The 17,928-nt window shown below is 35.8% G+C and carries 20 protein-coding genes; 14 read left to right on the top strand and 6 right to left on the bottom strand.

What is annotated here, in order from left to right; all coding sequences use genetic code 11:
* The first annotated feature begins 100 nt into the window (after positions 1-100).
* Genes HUE88_RS13205 through HUE88_RS13195 form a run of 3 tightly spaced genes read left to right on the top strand, consistent with a single transcriptional unit; the run spans position 101 to position 2,465 of the window.
* Positions 101-469 carry a PEGA domain-containing protein gene (locus HUE88_RS13205; RefSeq protein WP_194369691.1) on the top strand — a complete coding sequence of 123 codons (369 nt, stop codon included), beginning with the start codon at positions 101-103 and terminating at the stop codon, positions 467-469.
* On the top strand, positions 469-762 hold the full coding sequence (locus HUE88_RS13200) for a hypothetical protein (protein ID WP_194369689.1): 294 nt from the start codon (positions 469-471) through the stop codon (positions 760-762). The genes HUE88_RS13205 and HUE88_RS13200 overlap by 1 nt, the downstream gene beginning before the upstream one ends.
* Positions 759-2,465 (top strand): Lnb N-terminal periplasmic domain-containing protein, encoded by a 1,707-nt coding sequence (locus HUE88_RS13195; protein WP_194369687.1) that lies wholly within the window; start codon positions 759-761, stop codon positions 2,463-2,465. Before HUE88_RS13200 ends, HUE88_RS13195 begins: the two co-directional genes overlap by 4 nt.
* 19 nt (positions 2,466-2,484) lie before the next feature.
* Here HUE88_RS13195 and HUE88_RS13190 read toward each other — a convergent pair whose 3' ends face one another.
* Positions 2,485-3,069 (bottom strand): lipid-binding SYLF domain-containing protein, encoded by a 585-nt coding sequence (locus HUE88_RS13190; RefSeq protein WP_194369685.1) that lies wholly within the window; start codon positions 3,067-3,069, stop codon positions 2,485-2,487.
* Between the two features lie 123 nt (positions 3,070-3,192).
* Here HUE88_RS13190 and HUE88_RS13185 point away from each other — a divergent pair, with 123 nt between their 5' ends.
* From HUE88_RS13185 to HUE88_RS13150, 8 genes are read left to right on the top strand one after another with little or no spacing between them, the layout of a single operon-like run.
* On the top strand, positions 3,193-3,828 hold the full coding sequence (locus tag HUE88_RS13185) for a DUF3313 family protein (RefSeq protein ID WP_194369683.1): 636 nt from the start codon (positions 3,193-3,195) through the stop codon (positions 3,826-3,828).
* A gap of 6 nt (positions 3,829-3,834) precedes the next feature.
* Complete coding sequence (locus HUE88_RS13180; RefSeq protein WP_194369681.1) at positions 3,835-4,581, top strand: metallophosphoesterase; 747 nt, start codon at positions 3,835-3,837, stop codon at positions 4,579-4,581.
* A gap of 40 nt (positions 4,582-4,621) precedes the next feature.
* Positions 4,622-5,092 carry a hypothetical protein gene (locus HUE88_RS13175; RefSeq protein ID WP_194369679.1) on the top strand — a complete coding sequence of 157 codons (471 nt, stop codon included), beginning with the start codon at positions 4,622-4,624 and terminating at the stop codon, positions 5,090-5,092.
* Complete coding sequence (locus HUE88_RS13170; protein WP_268245916.1) at positions 5,089-6,162, top strand: ABC transporter permease; 1,074 nt, start codon at positions 5,089-5,091, stop codon at positions 6,160-6,162. Before HUE88_RS13175 ends, HUE88_RS13170 begins: the two co-directional genes overlap by 4 nt.
* Complete coding sequence (locus HUE88_RS13165; protein ID WP_194369675.1) at positions 6,159-6,782, top strand: ABC transporter ATP-binding protein; 624 nt, start codon at positions 6,159-6,161, stop codon at positions 6,780-6,782. The genes HUE88_RS13170 and HUE88_RS13165 overlap by 4 nt, the downstream gene beginning before the upstream one ends.
* On the top strand, positions 6,766-8,307 hold the full coding sequence (locus HUE88_RS13160; RefSeq protein ID WP_194369673.1) for a heme-copper oxidase family protein: 1,542 nt from the start codon (positions 6,766-6,768) through the stop codon (positions 8,305-8,307). Before HUE88_RS13165 ends, HUE88_RS13160 begins: the two co-directional genes overlap by 17 nt.
* Positions 8,304-9,212, top strand: coding sequence for a hypothetical protein (locus HUE88_RS13155; RefSeq protein ID WP_194369671.1), 909 nt, complete (start codon positions 8,304-8,306; stop codon positions 9,210-9,212). Before HUE88_RS13160 ends, HUE88_RS13155 begins: the two co-directional genes overlap by 4 nt.
* A gap of 9 nt (positions 9,213-9,221) precedes the next feature.
* Positions 9,222-9,746 carry a YceI family protein gene (locus HUE88_RS13150; RefSeq protein ID WP_194369669.1) on the top strand — a complete coding sequence of 175 codons (525 nt, stop codon included), beginning with the start codon at positions 9,222-9,224 and terminating at the stop codon, positions 9,744-9,746.
* A gap of 9 nt (positions 9,747-9,755) precedes the next feature.
* Here the strand turns inward: HUE88_RS13150 and HUE88_RS13145 are convergent, their stop codons facing one another.
* Genes HUE88_RS13145 through topA form a run of 5 tightly spaced genes read right to left on the bottom strand, consistent with a single transcriptional unit; the run spans position 9,756 to position 14,894 of the window.
* Positions 9,756-10,139: an AMMECR1 domain-containing protein gene (locus HUE88_RS13145; RefSeq protein WP_229860098.1), complete on the bottom strand. Its 384-nt coding sequence runs from the start codon at positions 10,137-10,139 to the stop codon at positions 9,756-9,758.
* Positions 10,136-11,290, bottom strand: a complete 1,155-nt coding sequence (locus HUE88_RS13140) for a cation:proton antiporter (RefSeq protein WP_194369667.1) — start codon at positions 11,288-11,290, stop codon at positions 10,136-10,138. Before HUE88_RS13140 ends, HUE88_RS13145 begins: the two co-directional genes overlap by 4 nt.
* A 15-nt stretch (positions 11,291-11,305) precedes the next feature.
* Positions 11,306-12,151 (bottom strand): biotin synthase, encoded by an 846-nt coding sequence (locus HUE88_RS13135; RefSeq protein WP_194369665.1) that lies wholly within the window; start codon positions 12,149-12,151, stop codon positions 11,306-11,308.
* Positions 12,144-12,668, bottom strand: a complete 525-nt coding sequence (locus HUE88_RS13130) for a metallophosphoesterase family protein (protein ID WP_194369663.1) — start codon at positions 12,666-12,668, stop codon at positions 12,144-12,146. Before HUE88_RS13130 ends, HUE88_RS13135 begins: the two co-directional genes overlap by 8 nt.
* A gap of 6 nt (positions 12,669-12,674) precedes the next feature.
* Positions 12,675-14,894 (bottom strand): type I DNA topoisomerase, encoded by a 2,220-nt coding sequence (gene topA / locus HUE88_RS13125; protein WP_194369661.1) that lies wholly within the window; start codon positions 14,892-14,894, stop codon positions 12,675-12,677.
* Positions 14,895-15,095: 201 nt separating this feature from the next.
* Between topA and HUE88_RS13120 the strand changes: the two genes are divergently transcribed.
* The 3 genes from HUE88_RS13120 (at position 15,096) to HUE88_RS13110 (ending at position 17,901) form a co-directional block, all read left to right on the top strand.
* On the top strand, positions 15,096-15,908 hold the full coding sequence (locus HUE88_RS13120) for a flagellin N-terminal helical domain-containing protein (RefSeq protein ID WP_194369659.1): 813 nt from the start codon (positions 15,096-15,098) through the stop codon (positions 15,906-15,908).
* 189 nt (positions 15,909-16,097) lie between these two features.
* Positions 16,098-16,901 (top strand): flagellin, encoded by an 804-nt coding sequence (locus HUE88_RS13115; RefSeq protein ID WP_194369657.1) that lies wholly within the window; start codon positions 16,098-16,100, stop codon positions 16,899-16,901.
* A 190-nt stretch (positions 16,902-17,091) separates the two neighbouring features.
* Complete coding sequence (locus HUE88_RS13110) at positions 17,092-17,901, top strand: flagellin N-terminal helical domain-containing protein (RefSeq protein ID WP_194369655.1); 810 nt, start codon at positions 17,092-17,094, stop codon at positions 17,899-17,901.
* Positions 17,902-17,928 lie beyond the last annotated feature (27 nt).

Raw genomic sequence — 17,928 nt, 5'->3', positions numbered from 1 at the left:
TATATCGCACTGCATTTTTGTTATATTCAATTAAATAATCTGCTATTATGTCATCATTATTTTCAATAATGAAAATATATACTAACCTTAAGGACGTAAAATGATAGAAAAAACTTTAGTTGGCCTTGCATTGGCATCAAGCATGATATTTGCGAGTGCAACAATAATCTCTGGTAGCAATCAAAATGTTACTTTTAATAGTAATCCAGAAGGCGCAACGGTATTAATTGATGGTGTTGCATCTTGTTCAACTCCTTGTACAGTCTCTTTACCTAAAGCACATGCACAAAAAAATGTTTCTTTTAAAAAAGATGGATATGAAATTTTTACAATGCCAATGGGAACTTCATACAATGGTGTAGCATTGCTTAATATTATTTGGGATTTTAGTACAACTGACCTTATTACTGGCGCTGCGTGGAATTATGCTCCTAACAACTATTATTCAGAACTTAAGAAAAAAGATTAATGAAACTTTTTCTTAGAAGTGTAATAGTTACAGCTATATTAGTGAATCTACTTTTAGGTTCTGATAATATACAATATTCTAAGAAATATCAAACACACGCTGAATCTTCAATAATGAGCTTCATTCTACTTAATCATTCTCGTCTTATTCATGAAATTGAATTTGGTGAAGGTGATTACGTGGAAAGTTTAATAGCACAAAAGCCTATAATGAATTTTCTAATATTGCATAAACTAGCAAGCTCCACTAAAGACACTTACTATTTTGCAAAAGCAGTTGTAGAATACCGTTGAAATTTTTCTTTTCAGTTATCTTTGCTGTTTTTTTTGTAATTAACTGCGCCCATGCTCAGCCATTAGCTGAATCACCTGAATGGCATTCGCTTCTGCATATTCGCGATGATAACAAAAGTGATATCAACGATCCTAAATTTTTTTTATCAAATCCTTTTTCTCCAGAAAATGAGTTTAATATCGCTATAAGTGAATTGAGAAGTGATAAAAAAGATGAAATGCTTTGCCGATTTCCTGCTCGCTACCGTTATTTAAACAAGAAATTAGATTTAAATATAACTTTTGACCACTGTACTAATTTAAACGAATTTTTAAAAGACTCCCGTGGAGAATCTGTAAGTATGTCATTTGCTTCCTCATATCTTGGTTCGCCCATATCCTATTTTGGTCACACGTTTATCACAATCCATAAAACTAATAACCGATTTTTTTCACAAACACTCAGTTTTGCTGCAGAGATTCCTCAAGAAGTTGGATTTATTGACCTGCTATCTAAAGGTATAAGAGGAGGATTTAATGGAAAATTCGTAGCAGAGCCTTATTTCAAGTTACATGAAGGTTATAACATTGTTGAACAACGAAGCCTCAGTGAATATCGTCTTAATTTAACACAAGATGAAATTGAAAATATGCTCTGGCATGCCTATGAGCTTTATGATGCAAACATTAATTACAAATTTTTTACTGAAAACTGCGCCTATGAAATGCTTTGGTTTTTAGAAGTAGCTAGACCTGGGCTAAAGCTTAGAGAAAATTTTCCATATGCTGTAATTCCATATGAAACTATAAATGAAATAAAAAAAGCAGGGCTTGTCATGCAAATCGACACTCAACCACCATTAATTAATAGTTTACATACGATATATAATGGCTTTACTGCTGAAGAAAAAGATTTTTTTTCCAGATGGAAAAACAGTGGAGATAAAAAAGAAGAATTAGAGAGTATAAACTTATCTAATGAAACTAAAGATAAGCTTGGCTATCTTATAAATGGCTACTATGATATTTTATTTAAACGCTTTCATCAAGGAAAAGGTGATTTCGAAGATGTAAAACAACTCCCCTATACTCCACCTAATGAGCGATATATAGGAGAGCCAATACGCCATGGAAGCTCTAAAATAGAGGTTGGATATCTTCAAGTAAATGGAGTTGAAGGATTAGACCTAAACGTACGTCCTATACTATTTAACCGAATTCATGATTTATATTCAGAATTGGGTGATGGAACTCTAGAATTTTTAGGATTAGAAATGCGACGTATTGAAAATAAAACTTCTCTTCAATCGTTTACTTTGCTTAAAATCGAATCGCTTACAAAGAGATTCGATTTTTATCATCCTGTATCTTGGAAAATATACGCAGGAGCAGATCGATCACTCAAAGATAGTTCATTACAGCCACTTGTGCAAGTTGGATCAGGAGTTTCATATGGGACATCTTCTCTGCTATGGTATGGAATGGGACAGGCAACTGTTTATCCACTAAAAATGACAGCAGGTATTGAAGTTTTAGCAGGCCTTAGCTACTGGAACGGTTTAAGCCACATAGGAATCGACTTTAGAGAACCAGTATTCTTTACCGGAAGGAAAAGCAAAGGTGACTTTGAAGCATATTTTACTACTCCAATTACTAAGAAAATTATATTTAAAATTTGGGGCAAAAATCAAGAAGCAGGAATTCGCTTAGTGCTAGCTTTTTAAAGACCTAAATAATTATTGTTTAGTTAAGTTCAGCATCTTTCCAATATTTTGTACCTTGTACTGTTGCTTGAATTGCAAGACCGTTTTGAGTCAACTTGTAGAGTCTTACTCCAGGAGCAACTGTAATTGCAGCATTTACAGCTCCCCCCTCTTTGCCAACTTTGGCAGCCGCATCTGCTTGAGCGTTAGCTTCCCACCCTGAATTAACAAATGAATCAAAGGCTTTTTTGTTTTCAAATAAAAATACAGCTCTAAAATCCTTAATGCCAAGCCCTAGACCAACTCCGCCAGAGGCCATATTCATATATGTTGTCCATCCAGTTCTATTGTTGCGTGCCATACCTTTTCCACCTTCTACGGAAAATAAAACTATATTTACACCAACATTAGTAAATGTTGCGTATCCGTAAGATCTTAAAACCATATCTCTAGCTTTGGGTGCGTATTTATATAGAAGCTGAAGTGTTTCATTGTTTACCTTGTGGCGCTCTATTCTCTCCTGCCTATTATCCTCTTTTATCTCTTTATCGCTTTTACCTGACCAAAAACCTGAGAGCATAAACGCTGTTAGTAATAAACTGAAAATAATTTTTAAATGTTTCACTATGAAGCCTAATATTAATATCATTAATGATAGCATAAAATATTAAATTATCTATTTGATTTAACAAGGGTAGAGCGGTTTTAATATAGAATGTTGTTAATATAAATATACAAAGGATTAGATTTGAGATTACAAACTTTAGCAGTAGGTATAGTCGTTGGTGTCGTGTTTTTAATGAGTGGGTGTTCAAGCCGAACTATACAAGCAAAAAATAGCGGCTTTTTTGAAAATTATACACATCTTAATAACTCTAATATAAATAAAACTGATTTATTAAAATACAAAAATATAATCGTGGCTCCAGTTTTGGTAATATCCTCAATTTCAGAAGATAAGCAAACTCTCTCGCAAAAAAAATTATATAAAGAAATCTCTGAGTATTTAACATCAGCATACAAAAAAGAGATTGAAAATAGTGAAAAGTTTAAATTGACAGAGGTAAAATCAGTGAATACTCTAAAATTTGAAAGTGCTGTTTCTGCCGTTGAAGTACATTTCAATGATAATAAATGGGATAATTTTACACCAATAGCAATGGGACTAAATGTAGTCTCTTATAATGCCTACATGGATGAAGATGTGAGGCTATTAGGCGAGAGTCGTCTGCTAGATTCTCAAAACGGAAAAGTTTTACGCATCAGTAGAAATATACAAGAGGGTGATAAGATTGTTCTTAATAACAATAGTTTAGAGTTTGCTGATTTGAAAATGTCACTTGACGGTTTACTAGAACAATTCAGAGAAGATTTGAGTAGATAATACATTATGTCATTACAAACCGGCTGGACACATTTTCCTTTTGAAGAAATCAGTTTGCAAGCACAAAATTTCTCCTCATCTCTTAAGGGTCTTCGCATTGTTCAACTCTCGGACCTTCATCTTACGCAAAATATTGAGATAAGCTATCTAAAAACACTGATTGCAAAAATCAATGGTTTAAATCCAGACCTTGTAGTTATAACAGGCGATATTCTTCAAACATTCGCAACAAAGCTTCATAAGCATCTTAAAACTTTTAAATTACTAGTGGCGCCTACCTATTATGTCACAGGGAATCATGATATTGTTTACGGCCCAACTGCTTTAAAAGATATGCTTTTTGATGCCGGGGTAATATGCTTGGATAACAAGATTGAAATACTCTCTATAAATGGTGTGCCCCTGCAACTCGTCGGACTTAGCGACAGATATAGTTTTGCACGCGGCATAAAGCGACCAATCAAAGAGCTTTTTGCAAAGCTTGACCCAAACCTCTCAACAATATTACTAGCACATCAACCAAAAGATATTCTGCATGTAGATAAATTCCGCATAGATATTCAGTTGAGCGGACATACTCATGGAGGGCAGGTTTATCCCTTCAATATTGTCGTGAAATTCTTTCAGCCATATTTTTCAGGACTCTATGTCAGAAATAAAACACTTCTCTATGTCACGAGAGGGTTGGGATATTGGGGACCGAAGGTTCGATACAGGGTTCCAAGCGAGATTCCTGTTTTTACAATCAATTAGTATTTAAAGAGTATAATTCTTAACAAATCAAGGAAAAGATATGAATAGATTTTTATTAATAGTAAGCATTTTTGCAGCTTTTTTAGGTGCAAGCTCGATTGAAATTGGTTCTGCTCTTGGCGAACTTAACGGTTTTAAATATGAAACTCCGCAAGGGCGTGAGATGAGAGTTCCTAAAAACCCAAAGCTTGTAATTGCCGCTTTTGACAAAGAGACAGGAGCTTTGGTAAACGAGTATCTAGATACTCAAGATGCATACTATCTGCAAATGAATCGTGCTATTTTTATAGCCGATATCAATAAGATGCCCACTGTAATTACAAATATGTTTGCCCTCCCAAAGCTTAGAAAATATAAACATCTTATATATCTGCATTATGATGAAAAATTTGGAACTGTTGTTCCAAACAAAGAGGCAAAGATAACGCTACTAAGGGTGGAAGATGGAAAAATTAAAAATATCTCTTACATATCCACAAAACAAGAACTAAAATTGGCAATTGAAAAGTGATTTCATTAAAAGCTTTAAGCAAAAACCGCTTTAAAAGTTTGCTTATATTTTCATCTATTACCATAGCGGTAATGGCAATTTTTTTAATCACTTCGGTCTCTCAGGGGATAATCGGAATGTTCTCTACCATGATTAAAACAGACGGAGATATTATAATTACGCAAAAGGGTATCTCTGATACTTTCTTTTCCAATGTAGATATTACGCTTCTGGATAAAATAAACAAAACGCAGAGTGTTAAATCAAGCTATGCGATGGTTGTTGGAGCCTCTCCCGTTGGACATATTCCAATAGCCGGAATATATGGGACAACAAAAAATCATTTTGGGCACTACAAACTCTCAAATGGTAAATACCCAAAGAGTGGGGAGGTTATGTTGGGCGGAAATATAGCTAAACAGTTCACCACTCCAAGCATAAAAATTGGAAACAAGCTCTTTATGATCTCAGGCACTTACAGTAGTGATGTTGGCTTTGAAGAGGGTGGTTTAGTTATGAATATAGAAGATGCCGGGGAGCTTTTTAACCGCTCAGCCTCATATATTATAGTATCTTCCTTGTCCCCGGACTATACAAATAAAATTCTAAAAAGCATCTCCGCTTTGGATAGTGAAATAGAGGTAAAAACAACAAAAAGTTTTGTCAAAGAGTATAACCAGTTCAAGATTATAGAAAACTCATCTTTAGTTATCTCTACTCTTGCATTTGCCATGGGTCTTATGGGCATCGCATCTGTTATGAGTATGATAGTCAACTCCCGCAAAGAGGAGTTCGGCATTATGCGAGCTCTTGGAAAAAGCAGACTTTTTATAATTAAAAATCTTTTTTTTGAGACACTTATTATGAGCATATCAGCTTATATATTTGCTCTTATTTTAAGCTTGATAATTTTGGAGATTATTCCACATGTAGAGACTCTTCAAGGATATGTCAATGGGTCACTTTCACTCTCCACTGCTCTATATGTCTTAGTCTCAACACTGCTTATGGCTCTTGTTGGCTCACTAATCCCAGCGTGGATAGCTTCTAAAACAGACCCAATACTTCTGATAAATCAGGGGTGCTCATGATAAAAACATCTAATATTTCACATTTTTATGGAAAAGAGCAAGTCCTTTATGATCTCTCGTTGGAGATAAAAGAGGGTGAATTTGTATTTTTAAGCGGAGATAGTGGAAGTGGAAAATCAACTCTCCTCTCTATCCTCTCAACCCTGCTTAAACCATCAAGAGGAGAGTTCTTAATAGACAACTTTCATATGGATGAGATTTCAAATTTGGACAAGTTTCGTCAAAAAAACATAGGCTTTGTTTTTCAATTTCACTACCTTATAAACTATCTCAGTGTGTATGAGAATATTGCTTTAGCAGCCATAGATGAGAAAAAGAAAAACATTAGTAGACTGCTAGAGCAACTTGGAATTTTGGAGTTGGCAAAACGTTATCCAAATGAGATTTCAGGTGGGCAAAGACAGAGAGTTGCTTTGGCACGTGCACTTATAAATGAGCCAAAAATCATCTTTGCAGATGAGCCTACAGGGAGTTTGGACTCTAAGAACAGTGCAATTGTATATGAGCTTTTAGCAAAGTGTGTAAAAAATGGTACGACGGTTGTGGTAGCTTCTCATGACATGAAAGTTGAAGAGTATGCAACTAAAAAACTAAGGATGGTAGATGGCAAACTTCAATAAGTTAATACACTCTATTGTGCCGGTGTGGGCTTTTGTATTTTTAGCTTCTGTCTTAGTTGGAGCTATATATGCCGCACAACTCGTTGGATTTAGTATGCTTGACAATACACTTCTAAATGCTGCAACAACCCGTTCACTTCATATAACACTAATGCTTTATGGTCCTATGATGCTTGCACTCTCTCTGCTTCCGTTTGCACTGTTCTCTAAAGATGGATTAAATTTGGATGATGCCGTTGTTCCAATTAGAAATTATTTTTTTCTTTGGCATCTGTTTTTGTTTATGGCAGCTCTCTCAATTGGATTGGGAGTTCAAAGAGGTCTCCCTTTTTATGATTTTGCTTACGAGCTTAACTTCTTACTTGCTCTTAGCGGAGTTTTTTATATTATTGCAATTTTTAAAATTATTAAACAGTATTCCGTTCCCCCAATATGGGTAAAAGTCTCCAAGGCTGCTCTTTTTAGCGCACCAATAGCACTTTTAATTTTGATGAATCCAGAAATTGGTCAAGTAGAAAAAACTCTAGTCGGTCCTCACGGTGATAACACTTTGGGGATGAGTTTTACCTTAATTCCTCTGTTTTATCTTCTTATAAAGATTCATGCAAAAGATGACTTCAAGCCAAAGTGGCATATATTTTGGGTACTTCCATTTGTAGCTTATATTGTATCAGTCGCTACTCGTATACTTAGAGGTGATTTGTCATACGGTGAGGAGTGGATTTACCAGTGGATGACATTTGCCTATGCCCCACTGCTTATAAAATGGTGCAGAGATGCAAAAATCACTCTTAGATCTGCGCCATACTTGGTTATATCTATCTGGACCTTTTTGTTTGTGATGATTCAGGGCAATATTCTCTTCTTTCCAGAGATTAGATTTGCTATGCATAAAAATGACATTACAATCGCACATGCACATCTTGCCGTTGGGCTTGGCATATTTTTTATGTCGATGAGCGTTCTTAGCTATTTTTATAAATTTCATAAAGCATTTATCCACTTTTGGCTTTATGTCATTGGAATAATCTTTGTCTCCCTCACTTTAGCTGGTTTTGATGAAGCTGGTTTCCTTAAAATAGATGTTATTACAATGTGGTATGCTCGTCTTATAGCAGGGGTATTGGCGGTAACAGGTTTAGCTTTTTATATCCTCCAGAAGATGGAGTACAAAAAGCCATCCATACTTCAGCTTTATCATTTAAGCGGTTTTGCATCAGATGGTCTGGGCGCTTTAATTCTCATCTTGGCGGGACCTCTTCTTTTTGAATTTTTGGGACTATCTTTTTCCCCTTACTACTATTTGGTTTTTGGTTTTATGGGTTTTGTCGGCATCTTACATCTCATAGGTATTACTAAAGAGGCTCACCTTTTGGCATATCTAACCTCTATCGCAAGGATTATTACCGGCACCATGTTCTTATCTTTGTTTTACCTAGAAACTATAGATATGCTTGGCCTCCTGGTAGGTTTTTACGATATCTCATTTGCCTTGGTTTACCTACTGTTTAGGAACCGCTTATGATTAATTCGTTCGCTCTTGTTTTACTTCTTGGATTTGAACTAAGCTATTATCTTTTAATAATTCAAACAGGAGTTGTCGCGCATTACAACTCTGATTTAACAGTGCTTTTTCCTATGTTTGTGGGTGGCATTTTAGGAACAATCTTAAGCGGCAGGTCTTGGGGCAAGATAGTTGAACCGATACACAAAATCATGATTGCCTTAACGCTTCAGCTGCTACTATCATTTACTTATCCACACTACAACATATACACTCTCTCTATTTTAGGGCTAGCTGTCGGTCTTATGGCTCCATTGGGAATTTACCTGTTTAAAGTAAAGCAGAGCAACCAACTTCTTCTTGCTCTGGCTATTGCTTACATCGCCGGTACGTACTTTTATACATCCGATGTTGATGACAGACTGTTGTTGGCAATTATTTTCTCTTTTATTGCTCTTTTTAGTGCAGTTTTGCTTAAAAATTACAAAGTTGATACAGATGCAAAGATTCTATCATTGTCATTTGTTTCTTATGCTCCTTTGATATTATGGATACTTTTAGATTCTACTTTGTTTGAGACTCTCTCTAGGCATAATGAGTTGGATATTTGGTCTAAACATACACTTATAATTGGGATATTTCATGTAGTTGGTTTATTGGCTGCATACCTTATAGCTATTACAAAGAAAAAACAGCATATTATTATTGCTTTGTTGTTTTTAGGAAGTTATTCTCTATTTTATTTTGAGATGCCTCTTTTACTTGCGATACTTTACCCTTTTACAATTTCGTACTATAATGTTACAGTCTTTAGAACATTAAGCAAAGAGATGAGCCTCTCTAAACTTGCGTTTATAATGGTGTTTGTTGGCTGGATTGCTTCTGGTCTGGGTTTAGCGTTAGCGCTTTTTAAACTTATATATTAAGGATTTACAATGAAAAATTTACTAATAGTTCTACTTCTAAGTCTTCCTCTTCTCGCAATGGATTTAAAACTAAAAGATGGTTCGGTTGTTGCACATACAGAGATGATGATGGATAGTGAAATTAATCCAACGAACAACTCTTTGAAGGCTGAGTTAAGCATACAAAACAATGATATTACTACCATAAAAGGAAAGTTTTGGGTTGATATGATTGGTTTTATCAGCAACAAAACAGACAGAGATGAGAGTATGTATAAAGAGGTTGAAGCCGATAAGTTTAAAGATGCAACCTATACTATTTTAGATATAACAAAAAAAGAGGCAAAAGACTCTTATACTATAAATGGAACAATGAGTTTTCACGGACAAGAGAGACCTCTAAGTGCAAATGCAGATATAAAAGTTGAAAATGGCAGTTTGGTTATAAACGCTTCTACAATGATACTTGTTAGCGACTTTGGTATTGAGATGCCGTGCATGGTCTTCATGTGTGTCAGAGATCAGGTTGACCTTGCAATAAAAGCCTCATTTTAACTATGATAATTAAATATCTTTTCCAAGCGAATAAGAAGTTGTTTTAAGAATTGATGGGTCTTTTTCGCTTATAACTCCATCGGGAGTTGTAATGAGTATCTCTATCTCACAGCTTAAATACTCAGAAGTTGAAATAGGGGTGAAACTCTTATCTTCAAATGCTGATATTTTTGCATTTCTTATTATATCCTCAAGAAGTGTAAAAGATGGGATTTTTGTTTTTGAGCTTCCTCTAAGTTTATTGTCAATGTAAATATTTACTGTGGTAGCAATCATCTGATTTAAAAGAGGATGTTTACGTAAAAGAGCTGCCTTGTTTATCGTTCTTTTTGCCTCTAGCACTTCTTGTATTGAGTCACGAGCAAGTTGCAGTAAAACAGAACGTGGCATCATAACCCCTTCGCAAGCTTATAGTTATTGATAAGTTTAATAACAATCATAACAGCAATTACCTGAAAAAGAGAAGCTAAAATAAAAGCATAGTAGTGAAGTTCATCTATACTGTTTGCATTATACGCTAGGGTTGCCATTGCAATAAGAAGAGTAAGAGGCATAGAGTGTGACAGACCCATAAGTATAGAATCAGCAAGCTTTAACTCTTTTATAAAGACAAGAGAAGCTACCACTCTCATAACAATCATGGCAAAAGCTATGATTGCAGCTTTTGAAATCAGACCTTCAATCACTAATGCATCAAGATGAAAAGAACTTCCAATATGGATAAAAAATATAGGAATTAAAAATCCAAACCCGTATGAGGCCAACTTCTCGGGTAGTTCATGTTTGTGCTCAAAGAATGTTGGAATAAATATTCCAGCCAAAAATGCTCCAAAGGCAAGCTCAAGTTTTAAATATAGCATGGCACCCACAAGAAGAAAGAATATCCCCATCGAGAGTCTTATATCTTGTTCTTTGTTGTCGATATGTGGCATTAAAGATGTTGATACTTCAGGAAACCACCAAAAAAGTAGTTCCATCGCTCTAAATAGTAAGAACATAAAAAGTAGAAATACTAAAAGAGCAAAAATTGTTTTAATAAGTCCCAATCCAAATCCGGACTGCAGCGCAGCAGAAGTGAGGGTTAAAAGACCGATACTTACCACCTCTCCTATTCCTCCTGCTGTCATAGATAGAGTAAGCCAAGGTGTTTTTCCGTACTCCTTTGAAAGTGTAGCAACCAAACCAACTGATATTAGCGGTAAAAGTACCATAAATATTTTTCCTAAATCAAGGTACAGAGATAGAGATATGGAAAAAGTATATAAAAGAATAAGGTAAATAGTAACCTTTTTCATTATGTTAGAAGGGGTTTTTAGAGTATTCTTTAAGTTAATCTCTGTCCCGGCTATAAACATCAGATATAAAAATCCAAGCTCTGCAACTATCTCAAAAAGATGCTCATTATGTAAAAAACCAACATATCCAAAAATGGAACCTAAAATTATCTCTATCGGTGTGGTAGGAAGTTTTAGAAGTTTGGCAAAGAATGGTGAGAATATAATAATAAGCGAAATAGTTACTATTAACACAACGTTATCAGACATAAATGTTCTCCGTATCTATTTTACTAATTTTGCAACTTTTAAACTAAGGTATTCTAGCATATCTAAGTCTTTACTTATAACTCTTCCGTTTGTTGTAAGATAGTTTCCTATTACAATTGAGTTTGCACCGTAGTTAAAAATCTCCTCTTGCCTCTCACCAAACATAATTTCTCTGCCACCTGCAACCATGATTCGCTGTGCATTTGGAATTGTCTCGCGTGTTAGCTTTATAAGATTGAGTGCTTCGTCTGTAGTTAGAGAGTTTGGTTGAAGCTCTAATGCTTCATTATGGTGGTAAAAGTTTATAGGGACAGAAGTTGGATTTAGAGAATTAAGTGATTCTAGCATTGATACTCTATCTTCTTGTGTTTCACCAAGACCAAAAATTCCACCAGTTATAAGTACTAATCCAGCCTCGTTTACATTCTTACATGTAGAGTATCTCTCATCCCATGAGTGTGTTGTACAAATTTGTGGATAAAACGCTTTTGATGTTTCAAGGTTATGGTTATATGCCTTAATGCCGGATGCTTTAAGGGTTAAAAGTTGCTCTACGCTTGCTGTGCCGTTACATGCAATTAGTCTTAGCTGGGGAACTTCTTTAGTTAAGACTTTGGCAATAGAGCATACAAAATCAAGAGTTTTTTTATTTAGACCCTTATCGGCAGTAACTAAACAAAAACCCAATGCTCCCCCGTCTCTTGCAATTTTAGCCTCTTTTAAAATATCTTCTATATTTTTTTGTTTGTATCTTTGTATATCTGCTTTGTATCGTACGCTTTGAGAGCAAAATTTGCAATCTTCGTTACATGTACCGCTATTTATATTACAAATAGAGCATAAAAATATCTCTTTATTCATTGTGTTCCCGTTTATATTTAAAATGTTTTTGATTAATATTATCGCTACTGTTGGCTTTTGTGTAATGGGTGACCAAAAATTCACTTTTCTTCACTTCAAGCATTGCCCATTCAGAGAGAGGTTTGCTTCTCGCACACACTTCACCAGAGTTTAAAAATAGAGTGTTTCCTTTAAAATCGCTGTCAAATGTATGTGTATGGCCGAATATTACAACATCAGCATCTGGTGACATGTAAAAAGGGAGATGCATTAGTTTAAACTTTGTCTGTGCAATTTTAAAAAAATAAGGCTCTTGAACGAGGTTGAATTCACTATGGTACTCTGCTAAATGTGCATCATTATTTCCATATACCGCTACATATTTCAGACCGCAATCGCGAAGAAGCTCAAGTGTTTCAAGCTCTACTATATCACCTGCGTGAACTATAAATTCAGCACCGTCCCTCACTAAGGTATCAAGAGCCTTCTTGGCTTTTTTAACCTTAGAGTGAGTGTCTGAAATAATTCCTATCTTCATGTTGTTCTAGTTCTCTTCCCTCGGTGTTTTAGCTTTACATTTTACACACTCATAAATTTCTTTTTTTCTAAAAGTTCTTTCAGCTAGTAGACCATTACAGTCTTTCTCTTGACACTTGATTTTTGTCGGTTCAAATTTTGAAATAAACTTACAATCAGGATAGTTTTCACACCCCCAAAAAGGACCACGACGAGAATTCTTAAGGCTTATCGTCCCACCACAGTCTGGACAAGGTGTCTCAGATGTTTTCTCTTCAACATTAATGCTCTTAGTGTTTTTACAATCTGGGTAATCGCTACAAGCTAAAAATTGACCGTTTCTGCCATTTTTAACTATCATATCTTTCCCACACTTATCACATATCACGCCGCTTGTCTCAACTACTACTTCTACTTTATTTCCATCTTCATCAACTTGTTCCGTATATTTACATGTAGGAAAGCCGCTGCATGCAACAAAGTTTCCAAATCTGCCAGAACGAAGAAGCAACTCTTCCCCACATTTAGGGCAAGCTCTACCAAGTGGTTTAGCCAATTTTAGTGAAACAATTTTCTCTTTACCTTCGTTAATCTGCTCTATAAAAGGGAAATAAAATTCACTTAAAAGTTCTTGCCAGTCACTATTTCCTTCTGCTACTTCATCAAGTTTTTCTTCCATATTGGCTGTAAAAGAGATATCTACAATGTTAGCAAAGTTTTTTTCCAGCATATCAGTTACAGTAAATGCAATCTCAGTTGGAATAATCTGTTTTTTCTCAATAGTCACGTAAGTACGACCGCTTAGTGTTGCAATTGTTGGAGCATAAGTAGATGGACGTCCAACCCCTTCGCTTTCAAGTTTTTTAATCAGTGCAGCCTCAGAGTATCTAGCCGGCGGTTCAGTAAAGTGTTGCTCTTGTTTAACACTCTGAATCTCTGCTTTGCTACCCTCTGTCAAAGTCGGTAAAAGCTTATCTTTGTCTTCCGCCCCTGTTAGTGCATAAAAACCATCAAAAATAAGTTTTCTGCCACTTGCTCTATACTCGTTGTTCTCACCAGTAAATATAATACTCTGTTGTTCAAATATCGCATCATTCATCTGGCAAGCCATAAATCTTTCATATATTAGACGATAGAGTTTAATCTCATCAGCTTTAAGAAATTTTTGTGCAACTTCAGGAGTAAAATCAAGCATAGTAGGACGGATAGCTTCGTGAGCCTCTTGCGCACCTTTAGATTTTTTATTATAAACTTTTGCCTCTTTAGGTAGGTATTTCTCCCCAAATCTGCTCTCAATAACACCACGAACAGCATCTACAGCTTCCGCTGCGAGGTTTAGTGAATCTGTTCTCATATAGGTAATAACACCAGAAGTCCCGCTCGGTGTTTTTACACCCTCGTAAAGCGCCTGTGCTACCATCATAGTCTTTTTAGGGGTAAATCCCAATTTGCTTGAAGCAGTTTGTTGTAGAGTTGAGGTCATAAATGGCGGTGGAGTAGAACTTTTTCTCTCTTTAGTCTCTATTTTAGAGATTATAAATGAGTCATTATTTACACTTTGTGTTATCACTGCAGCTTCATCTTTGTTAGAGATTGAAAGTTTTGAAAGTTTATCTCCCATATGAGATGTAAGAGTTGCCTCAATATCTTTTTTAAACATAGTGTCGATAGACCAGAACTCTACAGGTATAAAAGCATTTATTTCACGTTCTCTGTCTACTACAAGCTTAAGAGTAGAAGACTGAACACGACCGCCTGAAAGCCCTTTTTGAATTTTTGAGCTAAGAAGTGGAGAGAGTTTATAGCCTACAACACGGTCAAGCATACGACGAGCTTGCTGTGCATTTACCATATCCATATCAATTTTGCGGGCATTTTCAAGTGCATTGTTTATTGCAGTTTTTGTAATCTCATGAAATACGATACGAGGTAACTCTTCTGGGTCTTTTTTTATAGCATGAGCAATATGCCATCCAATAGCCTCACCCTCGCGATCCTCATCGGTCGCGATATATATTGTATCAGCTTTTTTTGCAAGCTCTTTGATCTCTTTTACAATGGCGGAGTTCTCTTTTGCAACACTATATGCTGGTACAAGGTGCTGAGTCTCTTCTTCTACAGTTATTCCAAAGCGAGACTTAGGCAAATCTCGTATATGCCCTTTAGATGCGATAACCTCATACTCCTTGCCAAGGAAGTTCTTGATAGTTTTAGCCTTAGCTGGTGATTCGACGATAATTAAGTTCAAATAGTTTTCCTATATATAGTATAGTTGTTTTAATTTCGAAAGTGTACCCGAAAAAGATTAAATAAGTAAAATGATAAAAAGTTTACAAATTTACTTAAAGTTATTATTTTTAGTGTCGATATGTAGAGTGTAAGATAGAAAAATCAGCAAGGATGCTGAAATCAACTAGAGCGAAAGGCTCTTACCCAAAAAGGATTTATTATGGGATTTAGAATAAACACAAACATAGGTGCTATGAACGCACACAGAAACGCTTCGATGAATAATGTTGGACTTGATAAAAGTCTTAATGCGCTTAGTTCAGGTTTAAGAATCAACAAAGCTGCTGATGATGCTTCAGGTCTTGCTATCGCAAATAAACTTTCGGCACAGTCTCAAGGTCTTGGTCAAGCTATCAGAAATTCAAATGATGGTATTGCTTTGCTTCAAACTGCAGATGGTGCTATCAATGAGATGACAAATATTGCTCAGAGAATTCGTGTTCTTGCTGTTCAATCATCAAATGATACTCAGGATGCTACTTCTCGTGGATTTATTCAAGCGGAAGTTAATGAGCTTATTGTTGAGTCTAACCAGATTCGTACCAGTACTACTTTTAATGATAAGCCACTTCTGGACGGTAGTCAGGTAGCAGGCGGTCTTAATATACAAATCGGTCATAAGGCTGCTGATGCTAAAAATGTTGCAATTGCTGATACAGTAGTTCTTGCTGCTCAAAATGTTTCAACAACTGTTGGTGCACAAGGTGTTATTACTGCGATGGACGCTCGTATCACTGCACTTGATACAATTAGATCAAATGTTGGTGCGGATCAAAACTCACTTGAGTCAGTTGTTAGAAATATTTCTGTTACTCAAGTAAATGTAGCTGCTGCTGAATCTAACTTAAGAGATGTTGACTTTGCTGCAGAGAGTGCAAACTTTGCAAAACACAATATTTTAGCTCAATCTGGTTCATACGCTATGAGTCAAGCTAATGCTGTTCAACAAAACGTGTTGAGATTGTTACAATAGTAACAATCGTTAGAGCTACGAAGTAGTGAGCACGTTTCTTTAGAAAACGTGTTGAGATTATTACAATAATCTCAATCATTTGTTTAAAGTTATTTTTTTAACTGTCGATATATAGAGTGTAAGATAAAAAATCAGCAAGGATGCTGAAATCAACTAGAGCGAAAGGCTCTTACCCAAAAAGGATTTATTATGGGATTTAGAATAAACACAAACATAGGTGCTATGAACGCACACAGAAACGCTTCGATGAATAATGTTGGACTTGATAAAAGTCTTAATGCGCTTAGTTCAGGTTTAAGAATCAACAAAGCTGCTGATGATGCTTCAGGTCTTGCTATCGCAAATAAACTTTCGGCACAGTCTCAAGGTCTTGGTCAAGCTATCAGAAATTCAAATGATGGTATTGCTTTGCTTCAAACTGCAGATGGTGCTATCAATGAGATGACAAATATTGCTCAGAGAATTCGTGTTCTTGCTGTTCAAGCATCAAATGATACTCAAGATGCTACTTCTCGTGGATTTATCCAAGCGGAAGTTAATGAGCTTATTGTTGAGTCTGATCAAATTCGTACTAGTACTACTTTTAATGATAAAGCGCTACTAACTGGTACGGGAGCTCTTAATATACAGATTGGTCATAAAGCTGCTGATGCAAAAGATGTTGCAATAGCGGATGCAACAGTAGTAGGTGCTCAACTTGTTGGAACGGCTGCTCAAGCGCAAGCTACTATCACTGCAATGGACGCTCGTATCACTGCACTTGATACAATTAGATCAAATGTTGGTGCGGATCAAAACTCACTTGAGTCAGTTGTTAGAAATATTTCTGTTACTCAAGTAAATGTAGCTGCTGCTGAATCTAACTTAAGAGATGTTGACTTTGCTGCAGAGAGTGCAAACTTTGCAAAACACAATATTTTAGCTCAATCTGGTTCATACGCTATGAGTCAAGCTAATGCTGTTCAACAAAACGTGTTGAGATTGTTACAATAGTAACAATCGTTAGAGCTACGAAGTAGTGAGCACGTTTCTTTAGAAAATGTATTGAGATTATTACAATAATCTCAATCATTTGTTTAAAGTTATTTTTTAACTGTCAATATATAGAGTGTAAGATAGAAAAATCAGCAAGGATGCTGAAAATCAAGTAGGGCGAAAGGCTCTTACCCAAAAAGGATTTATTATGGGATTTAGAATAAACACAAACATAGGTGCTATGAACGCACACAGAAACGCTTCGATGAATAATGTTGGACTTGATAAAAGTCTTAATGCGCTTAGTTCAGGTTTAAGAATCAACAAAGCTGCTGATGATGCTTCAGGTCTTGCTATCGCAAATAAACTTTCAGCACAGTCTCAAGGTCTTGGTCAAGCTATCAGAAATTCAAATGATGGTATTGCTTTGCTTCAAACTGCAGATGGTGCTATCAATGAGATGACAAATATTGCTCAGAGAATTCGTGTTCTTGCTGTTCAATCATCAAATGATACTCAGGATGTTACTTCTCGTGGATTTATTCAAGCGGAAGTTAATGAGCTTATTGTTGAATCTAACCAGATTCGTACCAGTACTACTTTTAATGATAAAGCACTATTAAATGGTACTCAGGCTGCTATTAATATACAGATTGGTCATAAAGCTGCTGATGCAAAAGATGTTGTAATTGCTGATACAGTAGTTCTTGCTGCTCAAGATGTTACAACAAGTTCTGCTACTGCGAAAGCTGTTATCACTGCAATGGACGCTCGTATCACTGCACTTGATACAATTAGATCAAATGTTGGTGCGGATCAAAACTCACTTGAGTCAGTTGTTAGAAATATTTCTGTTACTCAAGTAAATGTAGCTGCTGCTGAATCTAACTTAAGAGATGTTGACTTTGCTGCAGAGAGTGCAAACTTTGCAAAACACAATATTTTAGCTCAATCTGGTTCATACGCTATGAGTCAAGCTAATGCTGTTCAACAAAACGTGCTTCGTCTACTTCAGTAGATGAGTTGAGGGCGTAAGCCCTGCACG

This window comes from Candidatus Sulfurimonas baltica (assembly GCF_015265455.1).
Lineage (GTDB): Bacteria > Campylobacterota > Campylobacteria > Campylobacterales > Sulfurimonadaceae > Sulfurimonas > Sulfurimonas baltica.
This window is presented reverse-complemented; position numbering and strand designations above follow the sequence as displayed.

Bases quoted from the DNA above. Each gene is read 5' to 3' on its own strand.
- HUE88_RS13205 (WP_194369691.1), top strand. From the start codon at position 101: ATGATAGAAAAAACTTTAGTTGGCCTTGCATTGGCATCAAGCATGATA.
- HUE88_RS13200 (WP_194369689.1), top strand. From the start codon at position 469: ATGAAACTTTTTCTTAGAAGTGTAATAGTTACAGCTATATTAGTGAAT.
- HUE88_RS13180 (WP_194369681.1), top strand. From the start codon at position 3,835: ATGTCATTACAAACCGGCTGGACACATTTTCCTTTTGAAGAAATCAGT.
- HUE88_RS13175 (WP_194369679.1), top strand. From the start codon at position 4,622: ATGAATAGATTTTTATTAATAGTAAGCATTTTTGCAGCTTTTTTAGGT.
- HUE88_RS13165 (WP_194369675.1), top strand. From the start codon at position 6,159: ATGATAAAAACATCTAATATTTCACATTTTTATGGAAAAGAGCAAGTC.
- HUE88_RS13160 (WP_194369673.1), top strand. From the start codon at position 6,766: ATGGCAAACTTCAATAAGTTAATACACTCTATTGTGCCGGTGTGGGCT.
- HUE88_RS13155 (WP_194369671.1), top strand. From the start codon at position 8,304: ATGATTAATTCGTTCGCTCTTGTTTTACTTCTTGGATTTGAACTAAGC.
- HUE88_RS13150 (WP_194369669.1), top strand. From the start codon at position 9,222: ATGAAAAATTTACTAATAGTTCTACTTCTAAGTCTTCCTCTTCTCGCA.
- HUE88_RS13145 (WP_229860098.1), bottom strand. From the start codon at position 10,139: ATGATGCCACGTTCTGTTTTACTGCAACTTGCTCGTGACTCAATACAA.
- HUE88_RS13140 (WP_194369667.1), bottom strand. From the start codon at position 11,290: ATGTCTGATAACGTTGTGTTAATAGTAACTATTTCGCTTATTATTATA.
- HUE88_RS13135 (WP_194369665.1), bottom strand. From the start codon at position 12,151: ATGAATAAAGAGATATTTTTATGCTCTATTTGTAATATAAATAGCGGT.
- HUE88_RS13130 (WP_194369663.1), bottom strand. From the start codon at position 12,668: ATGAAGATAGGAATTATTTCAGACACTCACTCTAAGGTTAAAAAAGCC.
- HUE88_RS13120 (WP_194369659.1), top strand. From the start codon at position 15,096: ATGGGATTTAGAATAAACACAAACATAGGTGCTATGAACGCACACAGA.
- HUE88_RS13115 (WP_194369657.1), top strand. From the start codon at position 16,098: ATGGGATTTAGAATAAACACAAACATAGGTGCTATGAACGCACACAGA.
- HUE88_RS13110 (WP_194369655.1), top strand. From the start codon at position 17,092: ATGGGATTTAGAATAAACACAAACATAGGTGCTATGAACGCACACAGA.